Raw genomic sequence first — 23,661 nt, 5'->3', positions numbered from 1 at the left:
AATTTAGGCTGTTTTAGGCGCTGGCATTTGGTAAATTTCGGCCTCGAGCTCTTTAAGTGCTTGCTCGTATTGTGGTTTGCCACCAAAGCCTTTTTTTACTATTTCACTTAGGCTGCCAATTTCATTAAATGGCGCTACTTTAAGTGCTTGCATAGATTCTATTTCTTGCACGCCAACATCGGCGTATTTTAACAGAAGGTTCTCGAGTACAGTGTGTGCGGTACCCGAATATTTAGTGAAATAGTTACGCTTTTGTACGTTATCTGCGCGCTCTTTACGGGTAAGGGGCGGTTGGTCGTATACTACATGGCAGATCATATCAAAAGGGTCCATGTCTTTGCCGACCTCCTCTTCAAGCGCTGACCAAATAATGCCTTCTTCGGCAAGCTCATCTATTACGGCTTGCTTACGGTCTGATTCATTCCAGCGTTTTACAAAGTCATCCAGTGAGCTGTACTGCTTGCTCATGGTTTTACGGGTGTAATCTATAAATGACTCGGTAACCAGTTTACCGTCGGTATCGTAATACTGGACTCGCTCTGCCACTTTATTAACGGTAACACCGGACACGCGATACTTAACCATTTTATTAGTTTCATCGTCCCACTCGCCATCAAGGCTGCCATCGCCTTTAGAGTCATTAATTGTGTCGTTATTGGCATCGGTTGTATCGTCAGCGGTTGATTGATCGTCGAATACACTATCAGGCTGCTCTTCGCCGGTTGTATCGTCTTGTGATTCAATATCTACGTCTTCGTTTTCAATGTCGGTTGGCGTTACTTTAATTACTTTTTCTGGTGTGCCATCAAAACGTTCATCGGCAAATAACTCGGTGGCTTTTTTAAAGTCGAGTATAGTAAACCACAACTTGCCGTAACGGTCGTCAATACGGGTACCACGACCAATGATTTGTTTAAACTTGGTCATTGATTGGATGTTTTGATCAAGCACTACTAGCTTACAGGTTTTAGCGTCTACCCCTGTGGTCATAAGCTCTGAGGTGGTAGCAATTACTGGGTAAGGGCGTTTAGGGTTTATAAAGTTGTCGAGCTGGCCTTTACCTAGTTCGTCATCGCCGGTGATCTTCATCACGTATTTATCGTTTTTAGCCATTTGCTCTGGATTTAAGTTGGCAAGAGCGCGGCGCATACGCTCGGCATGATCTATGTCGTTACAAAACACTATGGTTTTAGCCATAGGGTCTGTACGTTTTAAGTAATTAGTAATAGTTTCGGCCACCAGCTGGGTACGCTCGTCTATGACCATTGTGCGGTCAAAGTCTTTTTGGTTGTATATACGGTCTTCTATTATTTCGCCTTGGTTATCTACTTGCCCTTTTGTTGGCCGCCAACCTTGTAGGTCTACGTCGAGATCGACACGTACCACTTTGTATGGCGCTAAAAAGCCATCTTCTATCCCTTCTTTAAGGGAGTAGGTATAAGCAGGGTCACCAAAGTAATCGGTGTTTGATACTTCGTCGGTTTCTTTTGGTGTTGCGGTTAAACCTACTTGAGCAGCCCCTTTAAAGTAGGTGAGTATTTCGCGCCATGCGCTATCTTCACTTGCGCTACCCCGGTGGCACTCGTCGATGATAATAAGGTCGAAAAAGTCAGGGTCAACTTGCTTAAACGCTTTTTGAGATTCTTCTGGGCCTGTTAGTGCTTGGTATAGTGCTAGGTGTATTTCGTAAGCGGGGTCGATTGTTCTGCCGGTAATTTTGGTCATTGACGTACCAAACGGCTGAAAGTCGTTAATACGTGTTTGATCAACCAATATGTTGCGGTCGGCTAAAAATAAGATGCGTTTTTTAGCGCGTGATTTCCATAAGCGCCAAATGATTTGAAACGCGGTATAGGTTTTACCGGTTCCTGTTGCCATAACGAGGAGTACACGGTCTTTACCTGACGATATGGCCTCTACTGTTTTATTAATGGCTTGGAGCTGATAGTAACGCGGGTGCTTACCACTACCATCATCATAATAGGCTTGGTTTATTATAGGAAGTTGCGACTGTGTATAACCTTTGTAAGCGCAATACTTAGCCCAAAGCTCTTGGGGTGATGGAAAGTCTTCTAAGCGTATTTCGGTTTCGAGGTTATGCGCATCAGGTGTGCCTAGCTTGGTTTTATCGTGGAAAATAAAGCCATCACCATTAGAGGCAAATATAAACGGCACATCAAGCAGCCTGGCGTAATCTAAGCCTTGTTGAAGGCCTTTACCTACTTCATGCTTATTGGCTTTAGCCTCAATAACAGCAAGCGGCATGCTGGGTTTATGGTAAAGCACTATGTCAGCCGATTTAACCGTTTTACGTACACCAAGTTGCCCACGGACGATTACTTTACCATCACGTAGTTTAACCTCTTGGCGTATTTGAGTTATGTCGTCCCACCCTGCGGTTTTAACTGCGGGCAGAATAAACTTACTGATTATATCGGTTTCGCTGAGCTTTCTTTTATCCATAACTTAAACCATCCCTAAATACTGCGCTACAAGCCAACAAGGCTTTGCGTACAACTCGTTGATTCAACGTGTTTCATGCTATTTAGTGATGCTATATAAAATACGGTTAATAAGCAAAATAAAAGGTAAACAAAATAATGAGATATTAAAAAATAAAATTGTAACTTCTATACAAAATAGAGAAGAGGACAAATCGTTTATTTACCAATTTTTATGTTCCGATAAAACAACAAAGTATTATTCTATCATGCACTTAAAAATATATTTGTTCCGCCATTTGTTCCGCGTTGTTCCGTTTATAAAAAGCGTTTTTAGAACAGGTGAACGGGTGATATTTTTGCAATATTTAAGTTTACTACAACTGCTAAGCATTATCGTAATCATCTAGCCACTCGTCTACAGTTTGCTCTTGTGGTTTTCGTTTTAAATATATTCCCTCTTCTTGCTCTGTAGAAGGGGCTATAGCATTACCTTTTACCGCACTACCTTGTTTACTTATACCGTGGCTATAAGACTCCGTATTATTTAATGTCCGTGATTCACAATATACGTAGTTATTCATACTCGTAGTCTCACCATTTTCTATGCCTTGGTATATGTGGCTATTAGCATTTTCGCTGCCACTGTTTAATGCCCCATAAACATGCCCCGCTATATTGCCACGGCTAAGTGCCGCACGAGTGCCACCGCTTTGCCCTTCGCCTGTCGCTAAAACGCCCCGATTAACCGCCTTAATAATTTGCTGATATGTTATGTTTGCTAAGCAAAGTGTTTTAGAGTCGAGTTTATTACCTTTTCTTATTTCAGCTTGCCACAGGTAGTTTTTCATAATATTTATTTTTTTATAAAGTTCACTTGGCCTTCTAGGTTTTGGTAAGTTTGAGCAACTCCAGAATTTGAGTAACGCTCCTTGTGCTGGTGGATTAAAAAGTTTTCCATTTAAGCGCCCTGACTTTTTTTTACGATCCAATGATACGTTAAAAATTGTGTAGTAATCTTCGTGGAAACTCAAATCAGTAAAGCTCATTGTTAGGCCATCGTATTTACTCAAATATCGTCCAACTTTAAACTGTCTAAATTGGTATATAGGCTGTGCGATCACACTGCTTAACTGGCTTAGTAAAGTGTTTTGATAGATGTGGAGCCAGTCACTAGGAACCGGCTTTCCACTTTTTGGAGTAATATTTAATTCACCGTTAGTAATACTAATTACATCACCACGGTTAATTAAGTCATTAAGCTTAACCATATAACCTCCTAGCTTCCCAGGAGGTGCTTTATTGGCTTTAAAAGTTCAGTAGTTTGCTCTGATGTGAACTCAGCTAATTTACGATGAATGCGGCTTTTATTTATAGCTTTTATGATGGTTTCAGCAATATCTAATGAGCTAAAACTATATTTTAAATGACCACCGATACCATCTGAATTTGGTATCTTTTCGCGTGCAAAAGTAAAATTATACTCACGCTCAAGATCTGTAAAATAGTTTCTGCCACTCGATAAACCAGCATTAAGTAAAATATCTAACTCAGTCGCGCCTTCAGGATGAGCAAGAATATATAAGTTAGCTCGCTCTGTTTTAGACTGCGGCTTTTTAGGAGCAGGGCTTACGGCGTTACTACCGCTTACAGCACACATTATGCTGCCCCTTTGTAGATGTTGCTACATGGTAGCTTCTCGACCCAGCGTTGAATATCACTTTCAAGCCAACCAACTGAGTTTAAACCTAGCTGTTTTCTTTTTGGAAATACACCTAATCGCTCTTTGCGCCAAATAGTAGAACGACTCAAACCGGTGAGTTCTGTTACTTCTTGAAAACGTAAAATTTTGTTGTTCATGGAGATTCGCCTTGTTTCGTTTTAGTTCAAGGCGAATGTTAGAGGTTCAGAAATAAAAATCTCGGAAGCTAACTTTAGCTTCCGGGAAGCTAAATTAATCTTTTGTTTTTGTTAAGCTTTATTTTGATTTTTCTTTTTAAATATGGAACGGATGAGCCTTTCAATTGTCTCTCCTTCGTAAGGCATTCGTTTTATTTCTTTCGTTTTAGTATCAATACCACAACCGTCTGGCCAGTGTATTTCAGCATTTTTGAAAATAGCCTCAACAATTCTAGATGCTTGAACAATCCCTCCTTTTAAGCATTTTTCATAGTTGTAAGCTAATTCATATAATCCAGCCTCCAAAACCTCTTTTTGAATATTTTGGTTCCTTTCAGTCGCTTTAGGCCGCTTTTTTACTCCGCTTGCACTCTTTATATATGTTTCGATTTGATCACGCTGAAAAGTGAAATTTTCAATAGCAGGCCTTACAAAAGCCTCAAGCGAGGTTATAAATTTTTTGCCTGAATCATAGACATGTCGCTGAGTATCACTCATACAAAGTACCCATAATTCATCATTTAAAGATTCAACTTTGCTGATAGCCTTATCCGCTAAATCAAACCCCAACTCAGCTAGCTCATCTTCATTCTTACCATAAACAATCATCTGTTTAAGGCTTTTTAGGTAACTGCTGCCAAATTCATGAGGAATACAGTATATACCCACCATTTCAACTAATTCACTTTCATAGAAATAATCGACCTGACCTTTTAGTATTTCTTCAGAGTAAATATTTAAGAAAGTTACAACACCTTCTAGTTCAGCAAGCTTATTGTTGTATTTAGCTTCGTAAACTTTAGTAGCTAGCTCAGTAACATCCTGAAGTGGAACTTCTCGCCAGCCGACATATTTATATAGTAATATTGTAATTTCAGAACTCAAGTAATCAACACGCCTATCAAGCTCCATATCCCAAGTAGCCGCAATATCATTTAAATCAGTATGCTTTAGTGGAAGGGCACAGCACGGAAAACATCGTTTACCATATTGACCAAAGAACTCTATAAACAAATCAATCTCAGCGTTTAAGTATAGGTCAATCAACTTAATAGACTGATTTCTATAGCTGTCCTTTTGATGCTTGTCTAGCAACTCTATTGCTTCATTAAAAGTTATAAACTCATCCATTAGCTAACCCTTAAACTACTTTCAAATGTTGGCTGCCAGTAACAGAATAATTCCCCTTACTAGCCTCTTCAATATGATCCGACCACCAGCACATCATTTTACGTCTGCGCTCTAAGTAGTCGGTTCGATTATAAGCAGCGCGAACTTTATTTTTATCTACATGGGCCAGTGCTGCTTCAATAACATCAGCATCAAAACCTTGCTCATTTAATGTGGTGCTTGCAAGCGCTCTTAACCCATGCGCTGTTTGTTTGCCTATTAAACCCATACGCCTAAGTGCTGCGCCCAGAGTTTCTCGGCTGGCATGCGCTCTAGGGTCTTTATCAGCAGGGAAAATAAATTCTCGATGCGCACTAATAGGTTTTAGGTACTCGAGTATAGCTAATGCCTGCGGTGATAAGGGAACTGTATGAGGTTTTCGCTTTTTCATTCGTTCAACTGGAATATTCCATAGCTTATTTTCAAAGTCAATTTCGTGCCAAGCGGCGCCGGCAGCTTCACCAGGGCGGACCATGGTATGTAGTTGCCATTCAAATAAACACCGTGTCATCAACTTGATATTAGCGCTATTCACTATGCTAATAAGTTTAGGAAGCTCCTGGGGTGTGAAGCTAGCCATGCTTTCATGCTTGGCAGAATCAAACGCTTTACTTATACCACTTAGGTTATTTGTTTGTATTCGGCCGGTGTTAATAGCAAACTCCATAACCTCATTTACTCTGCGACAAATACGCCCAAGAATATCCAGCTTATCAGCTGCGGCTAGAGGCTTTAATGCCGCAATTGCTTGTTGTGCTGACAACTTGCTAATGGGCACCTTCCCTAAAGAGGGAAACAAGTGAAGCTCAAAACCTCTTCGTAAATTAAAAGCATATCGCGCGCTTACTTTTGGCTCTTTTAGGGCTATCCACTCTTTAACTATGGCTTCAAATGTACTTTTAGCTTCAGCGACTTTATGGTTCGCAAATGCCTCTTTATGCTCTTTAGGATCTATGTTCTTTGCTAATAAGGCTCTGGCCTCATCTCTACTCGTGCGAGCATCAGACAAAGTTACATCTGAATACATGCCAAAACTAATTTGAGCTCTTTTTTTGGTGTAGGGTTTAGAGTAAGTAAATAACCACATTTTTGAGCCATTTGGCTTAACTCTCAGAGCAAGGCCTTTGCCATCGGCTAAAAGGTATTCCTTTTCTTTTGGCTTCGCTTTTTTTACTTGGGTGTCATTTAATGGGGTAACTAATTTAGGCATTTAACGCTCCACTGTCGAACTGGTAACCAGCGCTAAGAAAACAAAAAAAGTTAAAATTTTGATTCTTTCTTTAATTTTCATCTGGTTACGTTTTTATGTTACACCAATCACTAAATTTTGGTTCGGTGTAACAAACAGTGTAACTAAAAATTTGAATTATGGCGACACCTTATGAACCAAGGTGAAACGCTAAAGCCTTTCATATAAAGGGTCAAAGGATAATTGTGGTGTGTGGTGAACCACCCTGAATAGTGATTGTGGTAGCCCCTGCAGGAATCGAACCTGCAACTGCCCCTTAGGAGGGGGCCGTTATATCCATTTAACTAAGAGGCCACAAATAAGCTGTGTGCTTAGAGGTGTGAATTATAACGGCATCTGGTTTTTTATATCAAGCGACAACTGAACTTAATTACTTGATAAGTATATATCTTCTTTATTTAGTACATAAATTGGGATTAGTTTTCGACTACTCGCGACGATTTTTTTTGTATGCGCGTTAATTACACGTGTATTTACAACAACAGCATCACTGCGATAAATTAATGTACCCGCTAATACATGGCTCGCCATTTGCTCTTCGCTAAGCTTTTCAATATCACGCGAGAAAGCAAAATCACCACGGCTATTTACATCTATTGTTTGGGTTGTCTTAAAATCAACCACGCCATAACCAAACTTTTGTAACTGATGAATTAATGTTTCAGAAATTTGATTACCCAATTGATTACTTTTAGTAAGCGATGAATCAAGATCGACCAAAGTAGTAACAGCAATATTAATGTTGGTGTCGGTATCACTTTCATACTCAAGCGTATCAACCAAATCAAGTGCCATTTGCTCTACATAGTTAGAAAGTGTTTTATGGTGCTGAAGTGGTATAAATTGATTGCCGTTAGCATCGTCTTGAGTTGATTTTTGCTCGGCTGTTTTAAGCATGCTTGCTAAGTCATAATTTACTTGTGTGGTTGAAGATGCATTCATTTCAGCACTTTCATTATTTTGAGTAAAGGCACAACCAGTTAAATTAGCTAAAGCAAAAAAAACGATAAAGCGGTTTAATAATTTACTATACATAATTATCTCACTTGCTTGCTTGTTTTAACATTATGCCATCAGTGCGATAGCTACTATTAAGCGCATCAACAACCGACTGTGGAATAAACCCTTGTGCAGAACCGACTACGGCCTTACTTTCTAGCCCAACAATACGTGCATTAACAAGTACACCACCTTGATGGTTTACAAGCGTACCGGCTAGTACGTACTTAAAGTTTTGATCTTGTTTTAGCTCTAAATAGTCGCGACTAAATACAAAGTCGCCTGTTGAGGTAACACGCATATAATCAGTTGTTTTAAAATCAATAACGGGTACACCAAAGCTGTGTAATTCATGCATGAAGCTTTCTGCAATTTGGTTTCCTAGTAAGCTACCATCGTTGTAGTCTTCATCTAAAAAAATAAAACTCGAAACAGCTAACGGTGTTTGTTCACTTACGTACTGTAAGTTTTCAACCATGTCTTGCATTATGCCGCGCACATAATGGTTAATATTTTTGCGCATTGGCGGTGTTGCTTTTGTGTAGTTATCTTGTGGAGCCATTCCTGACTGAAATAAGTTATCGTCAGAAACAGGCGCTGCAACGTCGCGTTGGTTACTCACCAGTTGGTTGCTTTGCTCACTTTGTGGTGTTGTGGTGTCTGTATTCATTGTGCCTAGTATTTGAGAGCAACCAAAGCCCAGTGGTAAGCATAATGTAATTAATAGGTTTTTCATTTTGTGCTCCAAATTAGTATTCGCTTCGGTATAAAAGTCCGTCACGCTGCTGAATTTTCTCATTGCCCCACATTACATTAATTGGGATCTCGGTACTTCCCGCAGAGAGCACCTGTTTATTTTCTATATTCACAAGCCGTGCATTAACTATGTATGCATGCTGCTGGCGAGTCACTGTTCCTGTGATAACTAAGTCAATATTTTGGCGATTACGTAATTTACTTAAATCGCGACTTAAAATACTGTCTGAGTTTTCTGATAAAGAGAGGTTATTCCCAAGTCTGTACTCAACGGTGTGATAACCCAGTTGAGTAAATTGTGTAAGCAGACTTTCTTGGATCTGCTGACTTAAGCCTGAGGCTTGCCCTGTCACTAATTTTGTATCTAGTGCATCTGCATAAAAGAAGCTACTAACGCCAACACGTGCATTAGCATTTAATGCTCCGTTTAGGTGGTTAAGTTGCGACGTTAAATTAACTACATAGTCATTAACCGTAAAAGGAGCCATGGCCGCTTTAGGTGCATCTGTAGGCACACTTGGTTCTGGTGGTGGCACCAAGTTACAAGCAGCTAAATTTAAAAATAATAAAGGCAGTAAAAGGCGCATAATTGCCATCCTCTTCAAAACATACTGAGGATAAAGCAATTTATATGCCGACTTAGCTATTGTGCGGTAAAAGGCTGATCTACGTAATAACTAACTAAACAATTTATATTTTGGCTCTTTAATTTTTGACAGTCAGCCATAGCGTTTTTTTTGTCTATGTATGCGCCTAGCTTTAAGCGGTTATACATAACTCCTTTTACATTTATTGTTTCAACATTCATCACAAAATTATCGCCTAGTAAGCTAGGAAGCTTTTTCTGTAGTTGCCTAAAAGCTAAAGAGAGTTGTTCTTTTTGCGTTATTGAAAGCACTTGTAAAGCAAATTTGGGATTAACTGGTTTTGTTACTTGTAAATTGGAGCGATTAATTGTGTTGGTATTAACGATTTCTGCTTTTATTACGGGTGCGTTTTTCTGCTCATTTTCTTTTGCAATTGTATTGAGTTGCGATATTAGTAAGCTTAAGTCTTCTTCAATAAGTAATAAACGTGCAAGTTCTGGCTTCATATTTTGCCACTGTTGGGAGCTCACTTTTAAAGTTTCAAGTTCCTGCTTTGTTATTTTTACGTAGCTTTTTTCGTCAGTTATGTTGGTCTGAGTAGCACTATCATCAATTGCTTTATTATTCGCACAACCATAACTTAGCAACATTGCACTGATTAAAAATATATATTGAACTCTTTTCATCCTAATTCCTTTAATGGAGTATTTTATGTGTTTCAACAACACACTTTAATCCTTGCGCTTTTACTGAGTCGCATACAGAAATAAGATCTGGCGAACTGCTTGTTGCGTACGCTAAGGCTAAAATAAATTTATTTTTAGCTTTATCATGCATATAAAAAGCTTCTTGCTGCTCTATTCGTGGTGCTATTAAACGGTAATAAATTTTTAAGATATTTAACGAACTAAAACTTCCTGCATTGGCAATGCTTCCAGTTGTTGCACTGAGCGTCTTTAACGTTAAATCAACGCCCATTACTACATCTCCTTGAGGCGATAAATTAACTGTTATATTTTGAGTGTTTTTTAGCTGCTTGCGTTGTTTATATTCATCATCAATTACTGCTTTATACTGCCCCGGTTTAAGGTCTGTAAATAAATAATAGCCATCATATGCTGCTTGAGTTTGTGCAACTTGATCCCCTTTTTCATTCAACAGCGCTATATTTGCAAAGGGTTGGATCTGTGTTGTATCACCTTTTTGTTGATAAACAACTCCCTCCACTTCACTTGCATTATTTAATGCAAAATCCATATACTCTACAAAACCAGCCCTTGGTGTAATAGAAAAACCCTCGTTAGCTGGTATTAGAAACGGATCTTCAAAACTATTTCTATCAAGTATTATATCTGTTGTACGATTTGCTGGCATTGAAGTTAATAACGCAACGCCGTGTTCGTCTGTAATTGCTTGACGATAATTGTGAACGCCTTTTACTTTTACGCCGGCAACGCCGTGCTCATCATCATCCATAATACCGTTATTATTTTGATCTAAAAATACGCGTAACATTAAGCTACCCGTGTTAGTTAAGCTGCGCTTAGAGACAAAATATGCATTGTGTTCAACATCAAACCCTAAGCTAAAACGGCTATAAATACCGAGCCGCCAATCATCGTTACTGTTGTAGTTTAAGTTACTCGTTAAACTAAACTTGTCGCTTTGCCAATTGAGCCCTAATTCGGCCGATTGAATATTATTACGAAGTGAATCAATTAAAGTCAGTTCGGCTTGTAAATCTCGGCCCAAGTTGCGGCTAAACTCAGCCTCGTAACTAACAAGCTCACTTACTGGCGATATACTATAATCTATACCAAACCTTGTGTAGGTTCTCCCAAAGCGCTTTTGAAAACGTGTTGTTCCAAAAGTACTCTTAGAGCTATCGTCTTGTTGCCACAGCAATTGGTTACTTAGTGCAAACCCTGAGTATGAGTAGTTGAACTGGTTACGTACTTGCTTAAAACGCCCTCTAGTATCACTCTCGTCATATAGGATGTTATTTTGATAAGAAAGGCGTCCATAGGTATTATTCATTAGCCCACCAGCTAAATTTATTTGGTAGCTATTAAAATCTTGCTGCTGTTCGTCGGTACGATTTGTAGCGCTAAAAAGTAGTGATTGTTCGGCAATTTGAGTTCGGGCTGTAAATTCAAATTCTTGTTCATTATTATTATTTTTTTCAATATTCGCATTTAATAATAATCGGTCAAATAAGCTTATGTTGGTGCCAAATGCATACTTAAGTAGATCGTCATCTGTGTTTTTTTGACCTGATGCAGCAGTGTATACAGATATATTATCTGTAAGCCCTTGCTCATATCTACCCGCAACTTGCCAACCCTGCCCCTGCGAGCTTGAAACATTGTTATTTAGTAATTGCTTGCCTTGTTCAGTAACCGACAATTCATAGTTACCCTGTCCCTGCTTAAGTTGATTTCCGTCCACAAAGTAATAATCACTTTTACGCTCAACTTGACCTTGAGGCCCATAAAAAATAAGCTCAAAATTATTAGCTCCGAATAATAGGTTTATATTATCAAAAATATAACGCCCATCTGCGAGGCTAAGCTGCTGGTCTATTAATATTTCATTACGATACAGCTCTACATCCCAACCTGGCTGTATAGCACCGCTTAAGTTAATTTGATTATTGACTATTTTTCTATTGGTTACATTATTAGAAACTTTAACACCACGGGCATACTGACTACTGTAGCTATTACCAACTTGCGTGGCGATAACATCACCAAAAGATATTTCAGTAGGCATGAAGCCATTTTTTATTTCTTTGTCTAAGTTTTGCTTTGTAAACGTTAACCTAGAGTTGGTAAGTAAGTCAGTACTTCGTCCAGACAAAAAATACTCTGCAGATAAATACGCAAAGTCTTGAGTGCCTAAAAGTGAATAGTTCGTAGAATGTCTATCATCGCTCGCGGTAAAATTTAGTTGTAAGTCGGCAACCGGAGAAGATAGCGCTTTATATGGGCTAGCTTTCCATGGCAGCGTAGGTGGCGATCTTTTGTTAGGTGATCTAAGGTTGCGCGACTGTCTGTATCTTTGTTGTTCAACTGGTAAGGGGCTCTCTGAGCTTATAAGTAATTCTAAATCTGGGTAATCAATATTAAACTCTAGATTTAAAGCATTATGTAAACTTTGAATATCTACATAAATATCATCTTCAATGGTAATTTGATTTTTTGCTAATAAGTAGCTCTGTGTAGGACTAGTAAATACAGCGGGTGTAACCGCTGCATTTAGAGAAAGAGGTTGTTGATTTGCTCCAGCACCTTGAGCAATTCGATTGCTAGCATCAACATTCATTGCAAATTGTAGAATATCAAATAAGTCGCTTAAACTAACTTGTACACTTTGCTCGCTTTTAATTGCTGCAACTTCACCTAAGTAGTATGAGTTTAAATAAAGCGAAAGTATTAATAACTCGCCTGTGGCGATACGCTGTTGCTGATTTTCTTTGTTTTTATAATCAATTACTTCAACGGGCTTAGTTAGCTTTAGTTCAATTGCGCGTAGTGTTGTTAAAGCATCCCCTACGGAAGAATTGGGATTAGCTATTACACTATTACTAAGCAAACTACTTATGCTTAGTAATAGTGCATACAATAAATTATTTCGCGTCATTCACTGTTAAAACATTAAGTAATTGTGAAGTTAAAGGCAGGGTGTATTGTGCAAATGTAAGGTCTTTATATTCTTGACTGCCTTCATATTTAAAAATGACTTTTCCTGCATTATCTAAATTTTTGTCACTAAATAAACCAAGGGTTACAAATGCATTATCCACTTCTGGATAAATACTTAAATTACCAATTTCTGCAATTTTAACTTGCTCGTTATTGCTATCAACAAAGTAAGCACTCAATTTACCGTAACTACTAAACTTACCTTCTCGTTTTATATTCAATAAAAACTGAGGACGTTGATTGCTTTCATTTAGCACTAGCTTAGCTTGCTCTATGGCAACTTCTGGCTGTTTCATGTCTTTACGTAACAAAATAGGAATGCTGTAGCTCATAATCATATTAACTTTTATTGAGCTTGTTTTATTAGTATTTTCACTAGGCAATGCTTGAAATAGAAGATGAGAGCGGTACTCACCAGAAGCTAGGCCTTTAGGTTTACGTATTGCTATTTTTACTGTTTGTTTTTCACCTGGTGCTAAACGCATTTGTTTTGGTGATAAACGTGCCATTGAACTTAAACTTTCGCTTGTAGCCTCTGCCAACTGTATGTAGCCACCGCTTGGTTGCGCTTGCTTCTCACTCCATAAAACACGATATGTTTGATATTTATCACCTGTATTAATTACGGTAACTTTAGCGGTTCGTTGACGTTCATCAAAACTAATACGGGTTGGAGAGATAAGTAAATTTGCGTATGCATTTTTTCCTAAAATACATACACTCAGTGCGAGCAGCACTACAACTTTATAAAGCATGTTTTTCCTTTAGTAATCAATCGTAATTTCTAATTGGGTGTCAGTAATAAAATGACCATCTAAGTAACTTTGGCTAGTCCCTGTCGTTATTAGACGGCCACCTACTTTGAGTAAAAGTTCTCCAAACTCATCGCTAGCTTGCGTTCTTGGTAAATCCACTAATACTACCGAAAACTTGGCACTATTAGATCCAAGTACTTCACTTTGCAATGTAGAGTCACTCGTTTTGTTAAACGATATTTGAGTAAGCGGAGGTAAATCGGTAAATAAAAGTTCTGCGGGATTCCCCTCAGTTAATACGTAAATACTACCAAATGTGGTTATTTCACCATCGTGGTTAATCGTGATAGAGCTTAAAGTATTATTTTGAGGGATAACTAAAGTGCCAAAATTAAGCGCTTCTTGTTGTATGCTTGCGCTATAGGCTTGCTCGCTAAACATTAACAAAAGCCAAACAGAAACATACAAAAAGCGCATTGTTTGTTTAAACACTAATTAATATGACACTTCAATATTAAAGCTACCAGAATACTCACCATCAGGGTAATCCACACTTGATGCGTTTGATGAAGTAGAAAGAGTCGCGCCTATATTAAATGATACAGCGCCATCAGCACCAGCTTGTAGGTTAGGAGTACCCTGCGTATAAAGCGCTCCTGCATTTGTTCCGCTCGTTATAAAGTAAGTCCAAGCATCTACAGTAAAATCAGGTTCATTTAAGCCTTGGCCAGCTAAGGGTAGTATTAAAGTATTTACTGGGTCGCTAATGGTTAAAATAGAGTTTGGTACTACATCTGACACACTAAAAGCACCCGCTTCACCACCTTCAATTATTGAGATACTCGCAGCGTTACCAGTTGGATTATCTTGTGAAGTAACAGGGCTCGCAGCTGGATCAGGATTAACTGTCAGCGTTGCTTGTTCGGCGCCTAATGGATCTGAAATAGCACGAATAGTACCAAAATTTAAATCGTTATCTTTTGTGAGTACTACAGCATTTTGTACTGTTACTTTCGCTTCAAATGACTCTGTAGCAGCATAAGTGCTAAACGAGCTGACCACGGTGGCTACAGCTAATGCAGATAAATAAAACTTCATGCTAAATCCTTATAAGAAAATGGGCTTTATCAAATATTTGCCCAACTATAGTTAGTATCGACTATTAGTACAAATACTTTAATACTATATAAGTTTAAAAGGCCTAATTTATTAATTATATTGGTTTTCCGACAAAAGCAGCAATATTACATGCTTGATCAAGCTGATTAGCTAAATAACAAAACGCACTTACTTGAGCATCGTTTTTAAATGGACCTACACGTAATCCATACAAAGTCATATTATTATTTTCACGTTCAAACATAGTAAAATTAAATTGAGTAAATGCACTGGGGTATAATTGCTTAAGCCTTTCGACTCTTGCTTTAACAAGCTCTGGCTTTAAATACCAACCAAGCTGTGCTCCAATTTTAGTTTCATCTGTTAAGGTGAGTTCTGAATTTTGTAAGTTTGGTGTTTTTACTTCGGGAGTGTTATTTAGTGCCGTCGGTTCCAAATTCTGTGAAGGCTGATTACCATAGGTAATATCGGTTTTATTTTGCATGAGTAAAGGAGGGTTTTCAGTTAATTCACTTTGAGACGATAACGCCATAATTAATAGCTGTAAATCATCTTCCATAGCAGTTAAACGACCAATGCTTTCTTGCTGTAAGTGCCACTGCGAAACATACTCTTTTACTTGTTTATCAGTTATTAAAGAATGCTGCACGCTCTCGTTATTTACAGTTGCGCTGCTACATCCATATAAATAAAAAGATAAGAATAAAACTGATATTAAATGACAAGACTTAAAATACCGCATTGCAAAAGCACTCTACTAACCAAGATAATAAATCAAAGCAAATTTTGCGCCACTTTACACGCTGTAAGTTAAAGCTTTACAGGTTTATCTGTGTAGTTACTTACTATGCAATCGAGTTTATACAGCTTGAATACGGCACAGTCTGCTTTTGCATTTTTAAAGTTTTGGTAAGAGCCAAGTTTCAGCCTGTAAAACATTTTGTCGTTTATTTTGGCGGTTTCTACGTTAGTCAATATTTTGTCTCTAAACAACGGTGCTGCTTTAGTATTTAGCTCTTGCCATGCTTTAGCCACACCTTGCTCTGAGTCAACCGAAGCTACCTGTAAAGCAAATACATGTTTAGGTTTATTTAATTTTACAGTTTGTTTTTTATTACTGTAATTTTGTTTAACTTGTTGGCGTGACTTAACATTGCGTGTGTTTCTTGGTGAACGTACAGACTTGCTGCTGTACCCTTGATTAGACTGCGCTATTGCTTTGCTGTTTATAATATCAATATGATTTACGAGGTAAGTTATTTCTTTTTCTAATCTTAAAATTCGCTCTATACCTTCACGAGCTTGTTGCCACTGCATTGCGGCATCTTTTAGCTGAGCAAGTTCAAGGGCTGTAATTGACACGTAGTCAGGCGAGTTACTTTGAGGTTGTTCATCAATAGTTTTTATTTCAGGCGTAACGCTGCATGCTGTGCCAAATAAAAGCATTAGCAAGCTAAGTAAAAGCCCAATGTTATTTTTTTTATATATAAACATGTATTTGCTGTCCTGAAAGCAGTGTTTTTACACTACATTTCAGTTAAACATTCTCACAAGAAAGCGTTTAACTTTATTTAAGCTGTGAGCTATAAAACTTAGCTCTTCGCATGCTTGTCAGTATTTCGTAAAACACAACACTGCATACTCCACCCCTTCCTTGAGAGCATTATTTAATACAAATTCAATGCCAATTAACACAAACTTTACAACATAAATAACAATATGTCTGTAATGACTTAAAAACTTTTATTTTAGAGCTATCCCTTTCCTTATTCTATTCTAGGGCCTGTTGACCTTTCAGGATTAAAATTTGTTCAATCTAGGGGCCATTTAATCGCGGCGCGAGGTTTGTAACCTAGTGGGCTCGATAACTGCTCCCGCGTTATTCTAATGGCTTACATCCATGTAAGAATAAGTAAAAACCGAGTAAAGCTTCCGCGTCCTGCTCACGCCCCTTACCTACATCCATGTAGGCAACAAAGAGTAAATTGCCCCGAGGCAGAACCCTTCGGGCAGCGCATGTTTGGCATTTATGCTACGTTACCGCCTATTTATGGGGAATAACCACACTACATAGGCTCTGCCTTGCCTAAGTACCAAACAGCCTGCTGTAAATTTAACCTCGAAAGATAAACAGACTCTAATAAAACTCATAAAAAAGGCGCCGATATAGGCGCCTTTCATGTTTTACGTTAACTGTTAAATCAGTTTTTTAATAAATGATTTTAATTCATCGGCAAATTCATCGCGACGAAGTGCAAACTCAATCGTTGCTTTTAAGTAACCAATTTTACTTCCGCAATCGTGGCTACGGCCTTTTATTGCGTATGCATCTACTTTTTCGTGTTCCATCAACATTGCAATTGCATCAGTTAATTGAATTTCGTCGCCTGCACCTTGCGGAGTTTTTGCAAGTAACGGCCAGATATTTTCGCTTAACACATATCGACCCACTACAGCTAAGTTTGATGGAGCTTCATCTACTGGCGGCTTTTCTACCATATTAAGAATTGGCGAGCTTTCACCTTGCTTTAAGTCAACATCACCTAAATCAACCACACCAAACTGGTTCACTTGTGCCATTGGTACTGGTTCTACCATAATTTGGCTGTGCTTATTTTTCTCAAAGTTAGCGATCATTTCTGCTAAGTTATCTTTTTTAAGATCGCTCTCTACATCGTCGATAATTACATCTGGTAAAATAACTACAAACGGTTCGTTACCAATAATAGGCGCTGCACAACTAATAGCATGGCCTAAGCCTTTTGCTTCACCTTGGCGTACGTGAATAATGGTTACGTCTTTAGGGCAAATTGCTTGCACTTCGGCAAGTAATTGCCGCTTAACACGCTTTTCTAAAGTAGCTTCTAGTTCAAAGCTCGTATCGAAGTGATTTTCGATTGAATTTTTACTTGAGTGCGTTACTAACACTATTTCTTTAATTCCTGCAGCAACGGCTTCGTTTACTACATATTGAATTAAAGGACGGTCTACCACTGGCAGCATTTCTTTAGGAATTGCTTTAGTGGCTGGTAACATACGAGTACCAAGGCCCGCTACTGGGATCACTGCTTTCATTTTATGTTTTCCTTAATCTTTTATTATACTGAAAATGGATATTGAATCGCTTCATGGCATTGATAGCCTGTTACTTCAAAGTCGTCTCGTGTTACCCACGTTTCTATGTCTTCTAATGATTTAATTTTTGGATTAATTTTTAACTGAGGTGACGCAAATGGCTCACGCGTTAACTGCACATCTCGCATCAGTTCAAGTTGGTTTTGGTAAATATGTGCATTAGCAATTTTATGGTACGCCTTACCCGCTTTGTGGCCGGTAATTTGAGCCACTAACGCAAGCAACACAAAACACTGAATTTGATTAAAATTAAGGCCAAGAGGTTTTACAACCCTTAATTTATGCACAATACGTTATGCAATATAGTAAAGTGTGAAGTATTTGCAATGTGCAAAATTATTTTATGCACATTTCGAAATTAATTTTAATACTCGAACAATGAACCCTTTACTAACTCTAAAATTAACTTTTATCAATTCGGATATTTATATATTCTAACTTAAAGAGTACCCAACAACCACTTATCAATTTTCGTTTTAAATTATATATTCTTAAATTAAATACAAAGTCAGAAAAGTGCCATGAGCGGACAGTGGTAACGCCCGCATTTACGGCTGGATTGGATCGCAGCGGAAAACCAGTCCGACAACACGCGTTTATTAGTTGAGAACAACACGATCTATATTCCAATTTGTATAATTGTAATCAGTAAATTTTATTGGCTCACCATATTGGATAGGATTTCTGGCCATTGCTTCAATTACCGCTCTTTTGGCACTGTCTAAGCTATCAACCCAAGCTTTAGAAAAATAACTGTTTTCAATGTAGCTAAAGATAATTTCAATTAATCTGCTTGGAAGTAATGTTTTATCTACCTCAATCAGAGATTCAATGAACTTGGTGCATTTCTTATACTTCTTGGGCCATGAGAACACAATCGCATAACCTTGGTCAGTATTCAGAGTGTTTACCGATAGGTTCTCAACAAACTTTACACCCGGTTCCAGTGACTGGATTCTCTCTTCATCTATCGAAAAGTCTGGAGCAAATGCACCCCCGACAACTACGCTTAAGTCACCGCTGAAATAGAATGAAGCGCTTTTAAACTCATCATAGCTTTGTTGCCGATGATGATTTACATACAAATTTAATGTTTCCTTAAAATCCTCAACGCCTTTCATGAATCCTTGGTTCATTGCTTCCAAGGTTCTTTGCAGTTCGAACTGTTCTTCATGCTTCATGCCTCTGTCGACATTTTCTTTCATGAAAGGAAGACCTTTTATAACACTTACCTTCTTAAAATATTCGAGTGCATAAGCGCGATAACCTGCTATGAAACACTGTAATTGAGAGCCTGTGTAGCTTTCATCCTCTATGGGGCTAAACATTGCCTTGTCATGAACTCCGCAAAACCCTTTAAAGGTAGATGCTTTTTGCCAGCCTAATTTTGAAATTTCTTTTTTACCATTACTGTCAATACTAAACTTGTAAACATGACTGGTGTCATCAATGATATGTTTTAAAGGTCCACTCTTTTGAATCGAATGCGCATCAATAACTTTTTTACTACATTGGCCTTTCCCTGCTTCTGGGTGAAGACATTCTTTATGTGCTGTCTTTGACTTTATTTCGGCAAGCAGTCGCCCTATTGGATGAGCAATTTCATCTGATCTTAAATAATGACATTTTTTGTATTTCTTACCTGAACCACACCAACACGGCTCATTTCTACCAATTTTAGCCATACTTTCCTTGATCAACTAACGAGCCTGTAGATTAACTCGTTTTAAATTTATTTTTATTGATGAATTAACCATAGCCGAGTTCCTATTTTGGTTCAATTGATTACTGTATTTTCCCGCAGAAAATAAAAAGAGCTTGGTGTTGTTTTAATTGGCGTTTTGGGAGGGATTACAGGTGTTTGAGTGGCTTATTTAAGGTGATAAGGACTTAACTTTCTTAATGCAGCCTGTTTTGCAGCTTTTCTATGTTATGAACAAGGCAATACAGCTGCCATTGGGCATTCACTTTCGTTTGTCCCCGTAAGGTTAATTTATTCATGCCTTTGTTTACTGTAATATTCCCGAACACTGGCTCTATACAGCCAAGTCGTTTACTGTACTGCCGTCGCCCCATCGGGCTGTCTATTTTGACCTTCATTTTATCCATGTAGCTTAACTTTTTACGCGATTCATCATTTTTAAACTGCACTTGTCGCCCTGTTTTTATAGGTGGCTTTCGCATGCACTGCTGTTGCAGTAGGCATACTTTACAGTCTCTTAAGTAACCGCAGAATCGGGTGTATTGTTGGTTGTGGCTGTTTACATTAACTCCGCTTCGCCACATATCATTGCCTGCGGGGCACCGGCAGGTTTGGGTTGCTTCATCATAGTGGAAGTCGTTTGAGGTAAATAACCGAGGCTTGCCTTTACTGCGTTTTAATCGGCGTTTTTCTTGCTCTGTTTCATAGGTTTCACTCTCTTTAAATAGCGGATTTCGTTTTCTAAACTGATTATCGGCTATGTATGTATCAAACCCACTTTGCGCCATAAACTCTAGGTTTGCTTCGCTGTTAAACCCACTGTCTGCGGTGAACTTAATTGTCCGTTCGTCTGTGATTTTATCAGTATTTAATTTATCAAGTTGTCGTTTTAATTGCTCAACGGCTGGCTGGAGTGTTTGTTGCTCGCCCACTGAGCCCCATGCTTGTGCTTGCAGTATAATTTGGTGCTTGTCGTCATTTATCGCAATGCCATTGTAGCCTTGAATGATGCCTTTGGAGGTCGTCATTTTTGCGCTGTCTGGGTCGGTGATATTACTTTTAACTGGCTTGCCTTTACTGCCTGTTTTCTCTTGATGGGTGGCTAGAAACTCCGTGATTTTAGCGGCGCTTTTATCGAGTTTTTCTTTTTGCTTTAAGTCCTGAGTGACAAGTTCTTCACTTAGGCCATCTTGGGCTTGATGGCGTTCAATGATGCGTTTACTTGCGCGCTCTAGTTTTGCTTTTTTGCGACCAAGCTCATCAAATGTGCCGCTCCACTCTTTACTCGCATTGGACTTTAATTTACACCCATCAATAGCAAATAGGTTGCGGCCTACCAAGCCTTCTTCATCACATATCATCAGTACTTGCGTAAATAGCGGCTCAATCTGTTCATGCATTTTAGCCACGAAGCCTGCTATTGATGTGTAATGCGGCTGAATATCACCCGACACACTCATAAATAAAATGTTCGTCTCACACGCTTTGGCAATTCGGCGGCTACTTATTAACCCATGCGCATAACCGAGTAAAATAATCTTTAGCATTACCGAAGGCGGATACGCCGCGGCACCCGTTTTATCGTTGTTATACCACGCGTCAAAGCCCGACAAGTCGAGTTTATTTTCGACAATATAACAAAGCGCATACTCAAAGGTACCTAGTAAAATTTGCTCAGCGAAATTGATGGGGATGAATTTATTTTGGCAGGATAAGTCAGGCTTGTAGTTGGCCATAACAATTTACCGTGAGTGAATAATATCTATTAGATCACAGCAACCCTGTGGTTTAAAGGTTAAAAAACAATCAGTTTTGTATAGTAGGATATGTTTCTAAAAAGAGTAATTCTACAGCCTCAACGGCCTGTTAAGGTGTGAGCAACGCAATACAAAAGCCACCGCATACCACCTTAAACACTAAACACAACGCATAGTAAAAATGCCACGCGTTGCGAATCACTCTTAAACAGTTTGTTATATTTTTTGTACGTATGACTTAATTTCATCAAGATTAAGAGGCTCTTTGCGCAAATGAGCAATCCTGTGATCAGTGCCACTTAAGTCGAGAATACACGGCGCGTTGAGAACTTATTGATTTATAATGAAATATAGCACTTAAATTGAGATTTATTAACTAAATTACACTCTAAAAATAATTATGTTTTTTATTAGGTAAATTTCTTAAACAACGAGAAATCGCTTACAAACATCTATTACAGTAAGTGATTTGAAGCGGTAATTAGCCTAGTTATTAAAACGTATACTTTTTGCTTTAAACATATGGTCGAAAATGAGATGCCCTGATGAAGATTAACGGCTTTGACTTAATATGCTTGTGTAGTGGCAGCGTTAACTTGTCCAACTTTATAGATGTTCATCGGTAAAACTTATAATTAAATATTTACTGGTATTTTACTTTGTGGGAAAATAGCCACCCTCTTAGGGGAGTAGCCTGCTCATTAGTGAGTAAACTTATCAACATAATTGCACCTCATGTGCATGGTAAGTTTGTAATGTTGTAGCAAGCATTATCGGCAAGACCTAGGTAGACACTATCCTCATGGCGGGAGATAGTTGTTTGCCTCGGTTTAATATTTCCCGCCAAAAGACTAAAATTTATGGATATTTTCTTAACCTCTACCGTAACTGTCGCTCTTGCTGAAATAGGCGATAAAACCCAACTTTTATCTTTACTCTTAGCAGCCCGCTTTCATAATAAAATAGCGCTTATTTTAGGTATTCTCGCTGCAACAATAATTAATCATGGTTTATCTGCTTGGTTTGGTGATTGGCTAAGTGGGAACTTTGTCGTGGAATACTTACCTTGGATAGTGAATTCAAGCTTTATTGTAGTGGGTCTTTGGCTACTTATTCCAGATAAGGATGAAGAAGTGAGCCACAAATATGACTGCTATGGCGCGTTTGTAGTAGCTTTAATCTTATTTTTTATTGCTGAAATTGGTGACAAAACACAAATCGCAACCGTATTGCTTGGTGCGCAATATCAATCAGTACTATGGGTTACCATAGGGACAACGGTAGGAATGTTAATTGCTAATGTCCCTATTATATACGTTGGTAAAGCTTTGTTACAAAGAATTCCACTAAAAACAGTAAGAGCTATTGCGGCCAGTGTTTTTGTGATATTGGGTATTCATGGCTTAATGACGATATATTGATAAAGTAACGTTGAAATCAAGCGCAAACGCTTACATAACACTATACAAGTGACTGTAAGCGTTTTAATAGTGTCAATTGTAAACAACTTTAATACTATATTAGTCCTTAAATTTACTATTAAATTTTCGTAATTTCAGATCATAGTGGCGTTTAATAAAATAGCCAATGTTCAAAACTTGTTATTTAGAGCCTAAGCAACAGCTAAAATCGCCACCTGGTAACATGGAATCCAACACATTAAAAACCCGATTGTAGTGTTTGCGCTGATTTATTTAAGCTGTACCTCTTTAATGTGCTATTTACAGACTACTATCTTAGGTTTATCTCGAATTAAATGAAGCTATCATAGGTGAAAAATTATATCTCCATTTTTTATTGACCTTCACTGCAACCGTTTATAGCGATACCATTCATTACATCGACGCATCCTCACTCAGGCACACCCCAATAAATAAGTACTTTATTGAGGTTCTGACAAAAGCCCTAAAAACATCAGAACCCGAGTTTGGAAAATTTAATCTAAGCCCAATAGACACCCTAATTAGCCAAGTGGACTTCCCAGCTTTGACTTGGCACCTGCTTAGAACCTTAAAGTGCAAAACGGAAGTAAACTTCCGTTTGTAAGCCTGCATTGCAATATTTCGGAAGCAAACTTCCGTTTCTAGGGCTTCGTAGCTAGTTCTCAGAAATATACTTCTGTTTTTTGAAAGCGTTAACTTAGATAGCTTTATGAGTCACTATTGGGGTCTTATTTGAGCGAGAAACAGACGGTCGATCAAACTCATTTTTGGACAAAAACAATTTAGAGTCGTTGGACGGCTATGTGCCAGAAGCAAAGGATGGTTTATCAAATTTGAACGTCGGCTATCCAGTGATAAACAGCCGTTTATATGACTCAATTGGGTAAGCTAGAAGCGTACCCAACATTTTGATAGGCAAAATGTTGGGACTTACTTCGTTGGAATC

Annotated in this window: 20 protein-coding genes, 1 tRNA gene, 1 pseudogene and 1 riboswitch; of the genes and pseudogenes, 1 reads left to right on the top strand and 21 read right to left on the bottom strand. The window is 38.3% G+C overall.

The annotated features are described in order from the left end of the window. Positions 1–3: 3 nt before the first annotated feature. The 21 genes and pseudogenes from hsdR to AC5NT5_RS04465 form a co-directional block, all read right to left on the bottom strand. A complete protein-coding gene (gene hsdR / locus AC5NT5_RS04565; RefSeq protein ID WP_494513453.1) occupies positions 4–2,463 on the bottom strand; it encodes an EcoAI/FtnUII family type I restriction enzme subunit R in 2,460 nt (819 codons plus the stop codon). 364 nt (positions 2,464–2,827) lie between these two features. Next, a complete protein-coding gene (locus AC5NT5_RS04560) occupies positions 2,828–3,712 on the bottom strand; it encodes a hypothetical protein (protein ID WP_494513452.1) in 885 nt (294 codons plus the stop codon). Positions 3,713–3,720: 8 nt separating this feature from the next. After that, positions 3,721–4,101, bottom strand: a complete 381-nt coding sequence (locus tag AC5NT5_RS04555) for a hypothetical protein (protein ID WP_494513451.1) — start codon at positions 4,099–4,101, stop codon at positions 3,721–3,723. Continuing rightward, positions 4,101–4,301, bottom strand: coding sequence for a helix-turn-helix transcriptional regulator (locus tag AC5NT5_RS04550; protein ID WP_039484739.1), 201 nt, complete (start codon positions 4,299–4,301; stop codon positions 4,101–4,103). Before AC5NT5_RS04550 ends, AC5NT5_RS04555 begins: the two co-directional genes overlap by 1 nt. A gap of 111 nt (positions 4,302–4,412) precedes the next feature. Continuing rightward, complete coding sequence (locus AC5NT5_RS04545) at positions 4,413–5,471, bottom strand: hypothetical protein (protein ID WP_494513450.1); 1,059 nt, start codon at positions 5,469–5,471, stop codon at positions 4,413–4,415. Between the two features lie 10 nt (positions 5,472–5,481). Beyond that, positions 5,482–6,720 carry an integrase domain-containing protein gene (locus AC5NT5_RS04540; RefSeq protein ID WP_494513449.1) on the bottom strand — a complete coding sequence of 413 codons (1,239 nt, stop codon included), beginning with the start codon at positions 6,718–6,720 and terminating at the stop codon, positions 5,482–5,484. Positions 6,721–6,978: 258 nt separating this feature from the next. After that, positions 6,979–7,053, bottom strand: a tRNA-Arg gene (locus tag AC5NT5_RS04535). Between the two features lie 72 nt (positions 7,054–7,125). Next, a complete protein-coding gene (locus tag AC5NT5_RS04530; RefSeq protein ID WP_024595022.1) occupies positions 7,126–7,794 on the bottom strand; it encodes a FlgO family outer membrane protein in 669 nt (222 codons plus the stop codon). A 7-nt stretch (positions 7,795–7,801) separates the two neighbouring features. After that, positions 7,802–8,494: a FlgO family outer membrane protein gene (locus AC5NT5_RS04525; RefSeq protein ID WP_024603281.1), complete on the bottom strand. Its 693-nt coding sequence runs from the start codon at positions 8,492–8,494 to the stop codon at positions 7,802–7,804. Positions 8,495–8,507: 13 nt separating this feature from the next. Next, positions 8,508–9,101: a FlgO family outer membrane protein gene (locus AC5NT5_RS04520; protein ID WP_007583140.1), complete on the bottom strand. Its 594-nt coding sequence runs from the start codon at positions 9,099–9,101 to the stop codon at positions 8,508–8,510. Positions 9,102–9,157: 56 nt separating this feature from the next. Then, the gene (locus AC5NT5_RS04515; RefSeq protein ID WP_248280143.1) at positions 9,158–9,823 is read right to left on the bottom strand and encodes an SPOR domain-containing protein; all 666 of its coding nucleotides are present in this window, start codon (positions 9,821–9,823) and stop codon (positions 9,158–9,160) included. Then, positions 9,798–12,743, bottom strand: a complete 2,946-nt coding sequence (locus tag AC5NT5_RS04510) for a hypothetical protein (RefSeq protein WP_494513448.1) — start codon at positions 12,741–12,743, stop codon at positions 9,798–9,800. The genes AC5NT5_RS04515 and AC5NT5_RS04510 overlap by 26 nt, the downstream gene beginning before the upstream one ends. After that, positions 12,730–13,560 carry a fimbrial biogenesis chaperone gene (locus AC5NT5_RS04505; RefSeq protein ID WP_494513447.1) on the bottom strand — a complete coding sequence of 277 codons (831 nt, stop codon included), beginning with the start codon at positions 13,558–13,560 and terminating at the stop codon, positions 12,730–12,732. Before AC5NT5_RS04505 ends, AC5NT5_RS04510 begins: the two co-directional genes overlap by 14 nt. A 9-nt stretch (positions 13,561–13,569) precedes the next feature. Further along, a complete protein-coding gene (locus AC5NT5_RS04500) occupies positions 13,570–14,001 on the bottom strand; it encodes a DUF4402 domain-containing protein (protein ID WP_494513446.1) in 432 nt (143 codons plus the stop codon). A gap of 54 nt (positions 14,002–14,055) precedes the next feature. Next, positions 14,056–14,658, bottom strand: coding sequence for a DUF4402 domain-containing protein (locus AC5NT5_RS04495; RefSeq protein WP_170071817.1), 603 nt, complete (start codon positions 14,656–14,658; stop codon positions 14,056–14,058). Between the two features lie 115 nt (positions 14,659–14,773). Continuing rightward, positions 14,774–15,328: an SPOR domain-containing protein gene (locus AC5NT5_RS04490; protein WP_347154209.1), complete on the bottom strand. Its 555-nt coding sequence runs from the start codon at positions 15,326–15,328 to the stop codon at positions 14,774–14,776. A gap of 161 nt (positions 15,329–15,489) precedes the next feature. After that, positions 15,490–16,173 (bottom strand): SPOR domain-containing protein, encoded by a 684-nt coding sequence (locus tag AC5NT5_RS04485; RefSeq protein ID WP_494513445.1) that lies wholly within the window; start codon positions 16,171–16,173, stop codon positions 15,490–15,492. A 702-nt stretch (positions 16,174–16,875) separates the two neighbouring features. Further along, positions 16,876–17,754 carry a UTP--glucose-1-phosphate uridylyltransferase GalU gene (galU, locus tag AC5NT5_RS04480; protein WP_076923554.1) on the bottom strand — a complete coding sequence of 293 codons (879 nt, stop codon included), beginning with the start codon at positions 17,752–17,754 and terminating at the stop codon, positions 16,876–16,878. A gap of 23 nt (positions 17,755–17,777) precedes the next feature. Next, a pseudogene (locus AC5NT5_RS04475) lies at positions 17,778–18,077 on the bottom strand (thymidylate synthase); the annotation flags it as partial. A 336-nt stretch (positions 18,078–18,413) separates the two neighbouring features. Then, positions 18,414–19,499, bottom strand: a complete 1,086-nt coding sequence (locus AC5NT5_RS04470; RefSeq protein ID WP_055016732.1) for a YecA family protein — start codon at positions 19,497–19,499, stop codon at positions 18,414–18,416. 214 nt (positions 19,500–19,713) lie between these two features. Further along, positions 19,714–21,252: a transposase gene (locus tag AC5NT5_RS04465; protein WP_055016733.1), complete on the bottom strand. Its 1,539-nt coding sequence runs from the start codon at positions 21,250–21,252 to the stop codon at positions 19,714–19,716. A 693-nt stretch (positions 21,253–21,945) separates the two neighbouring features. Further along, positions 21,946–22,048: riboswitch (yybP-ykoY riboswitch) on the top strand. Between the two features lie 85 nt (positions 22,049–22,133). Between AC5NT5_RS04465 and AC5NT5_RS04460 the strand changes: the two genes are divergently transcribed. Further along, entirely contained in the window at positions 22,134–22,694 is a 561-nt protein-coding gene (locus AC5NT5_RS04460) for a TMEM165/GDT1 family protein (protein ID WP_055016676.1), read from the top strand. Positions 22,695–23,661 lie beyond the last annotated feature (967 nt).

This window comes from Pseudoalteromonas sp. J2K-J599 (assembly GCF_059295115.2).
The sequence above is the reverse complement of the archived record's forward strand: the minus strand, read 5'-3'. Positions and strand labels throughout refer to the sequence as shown.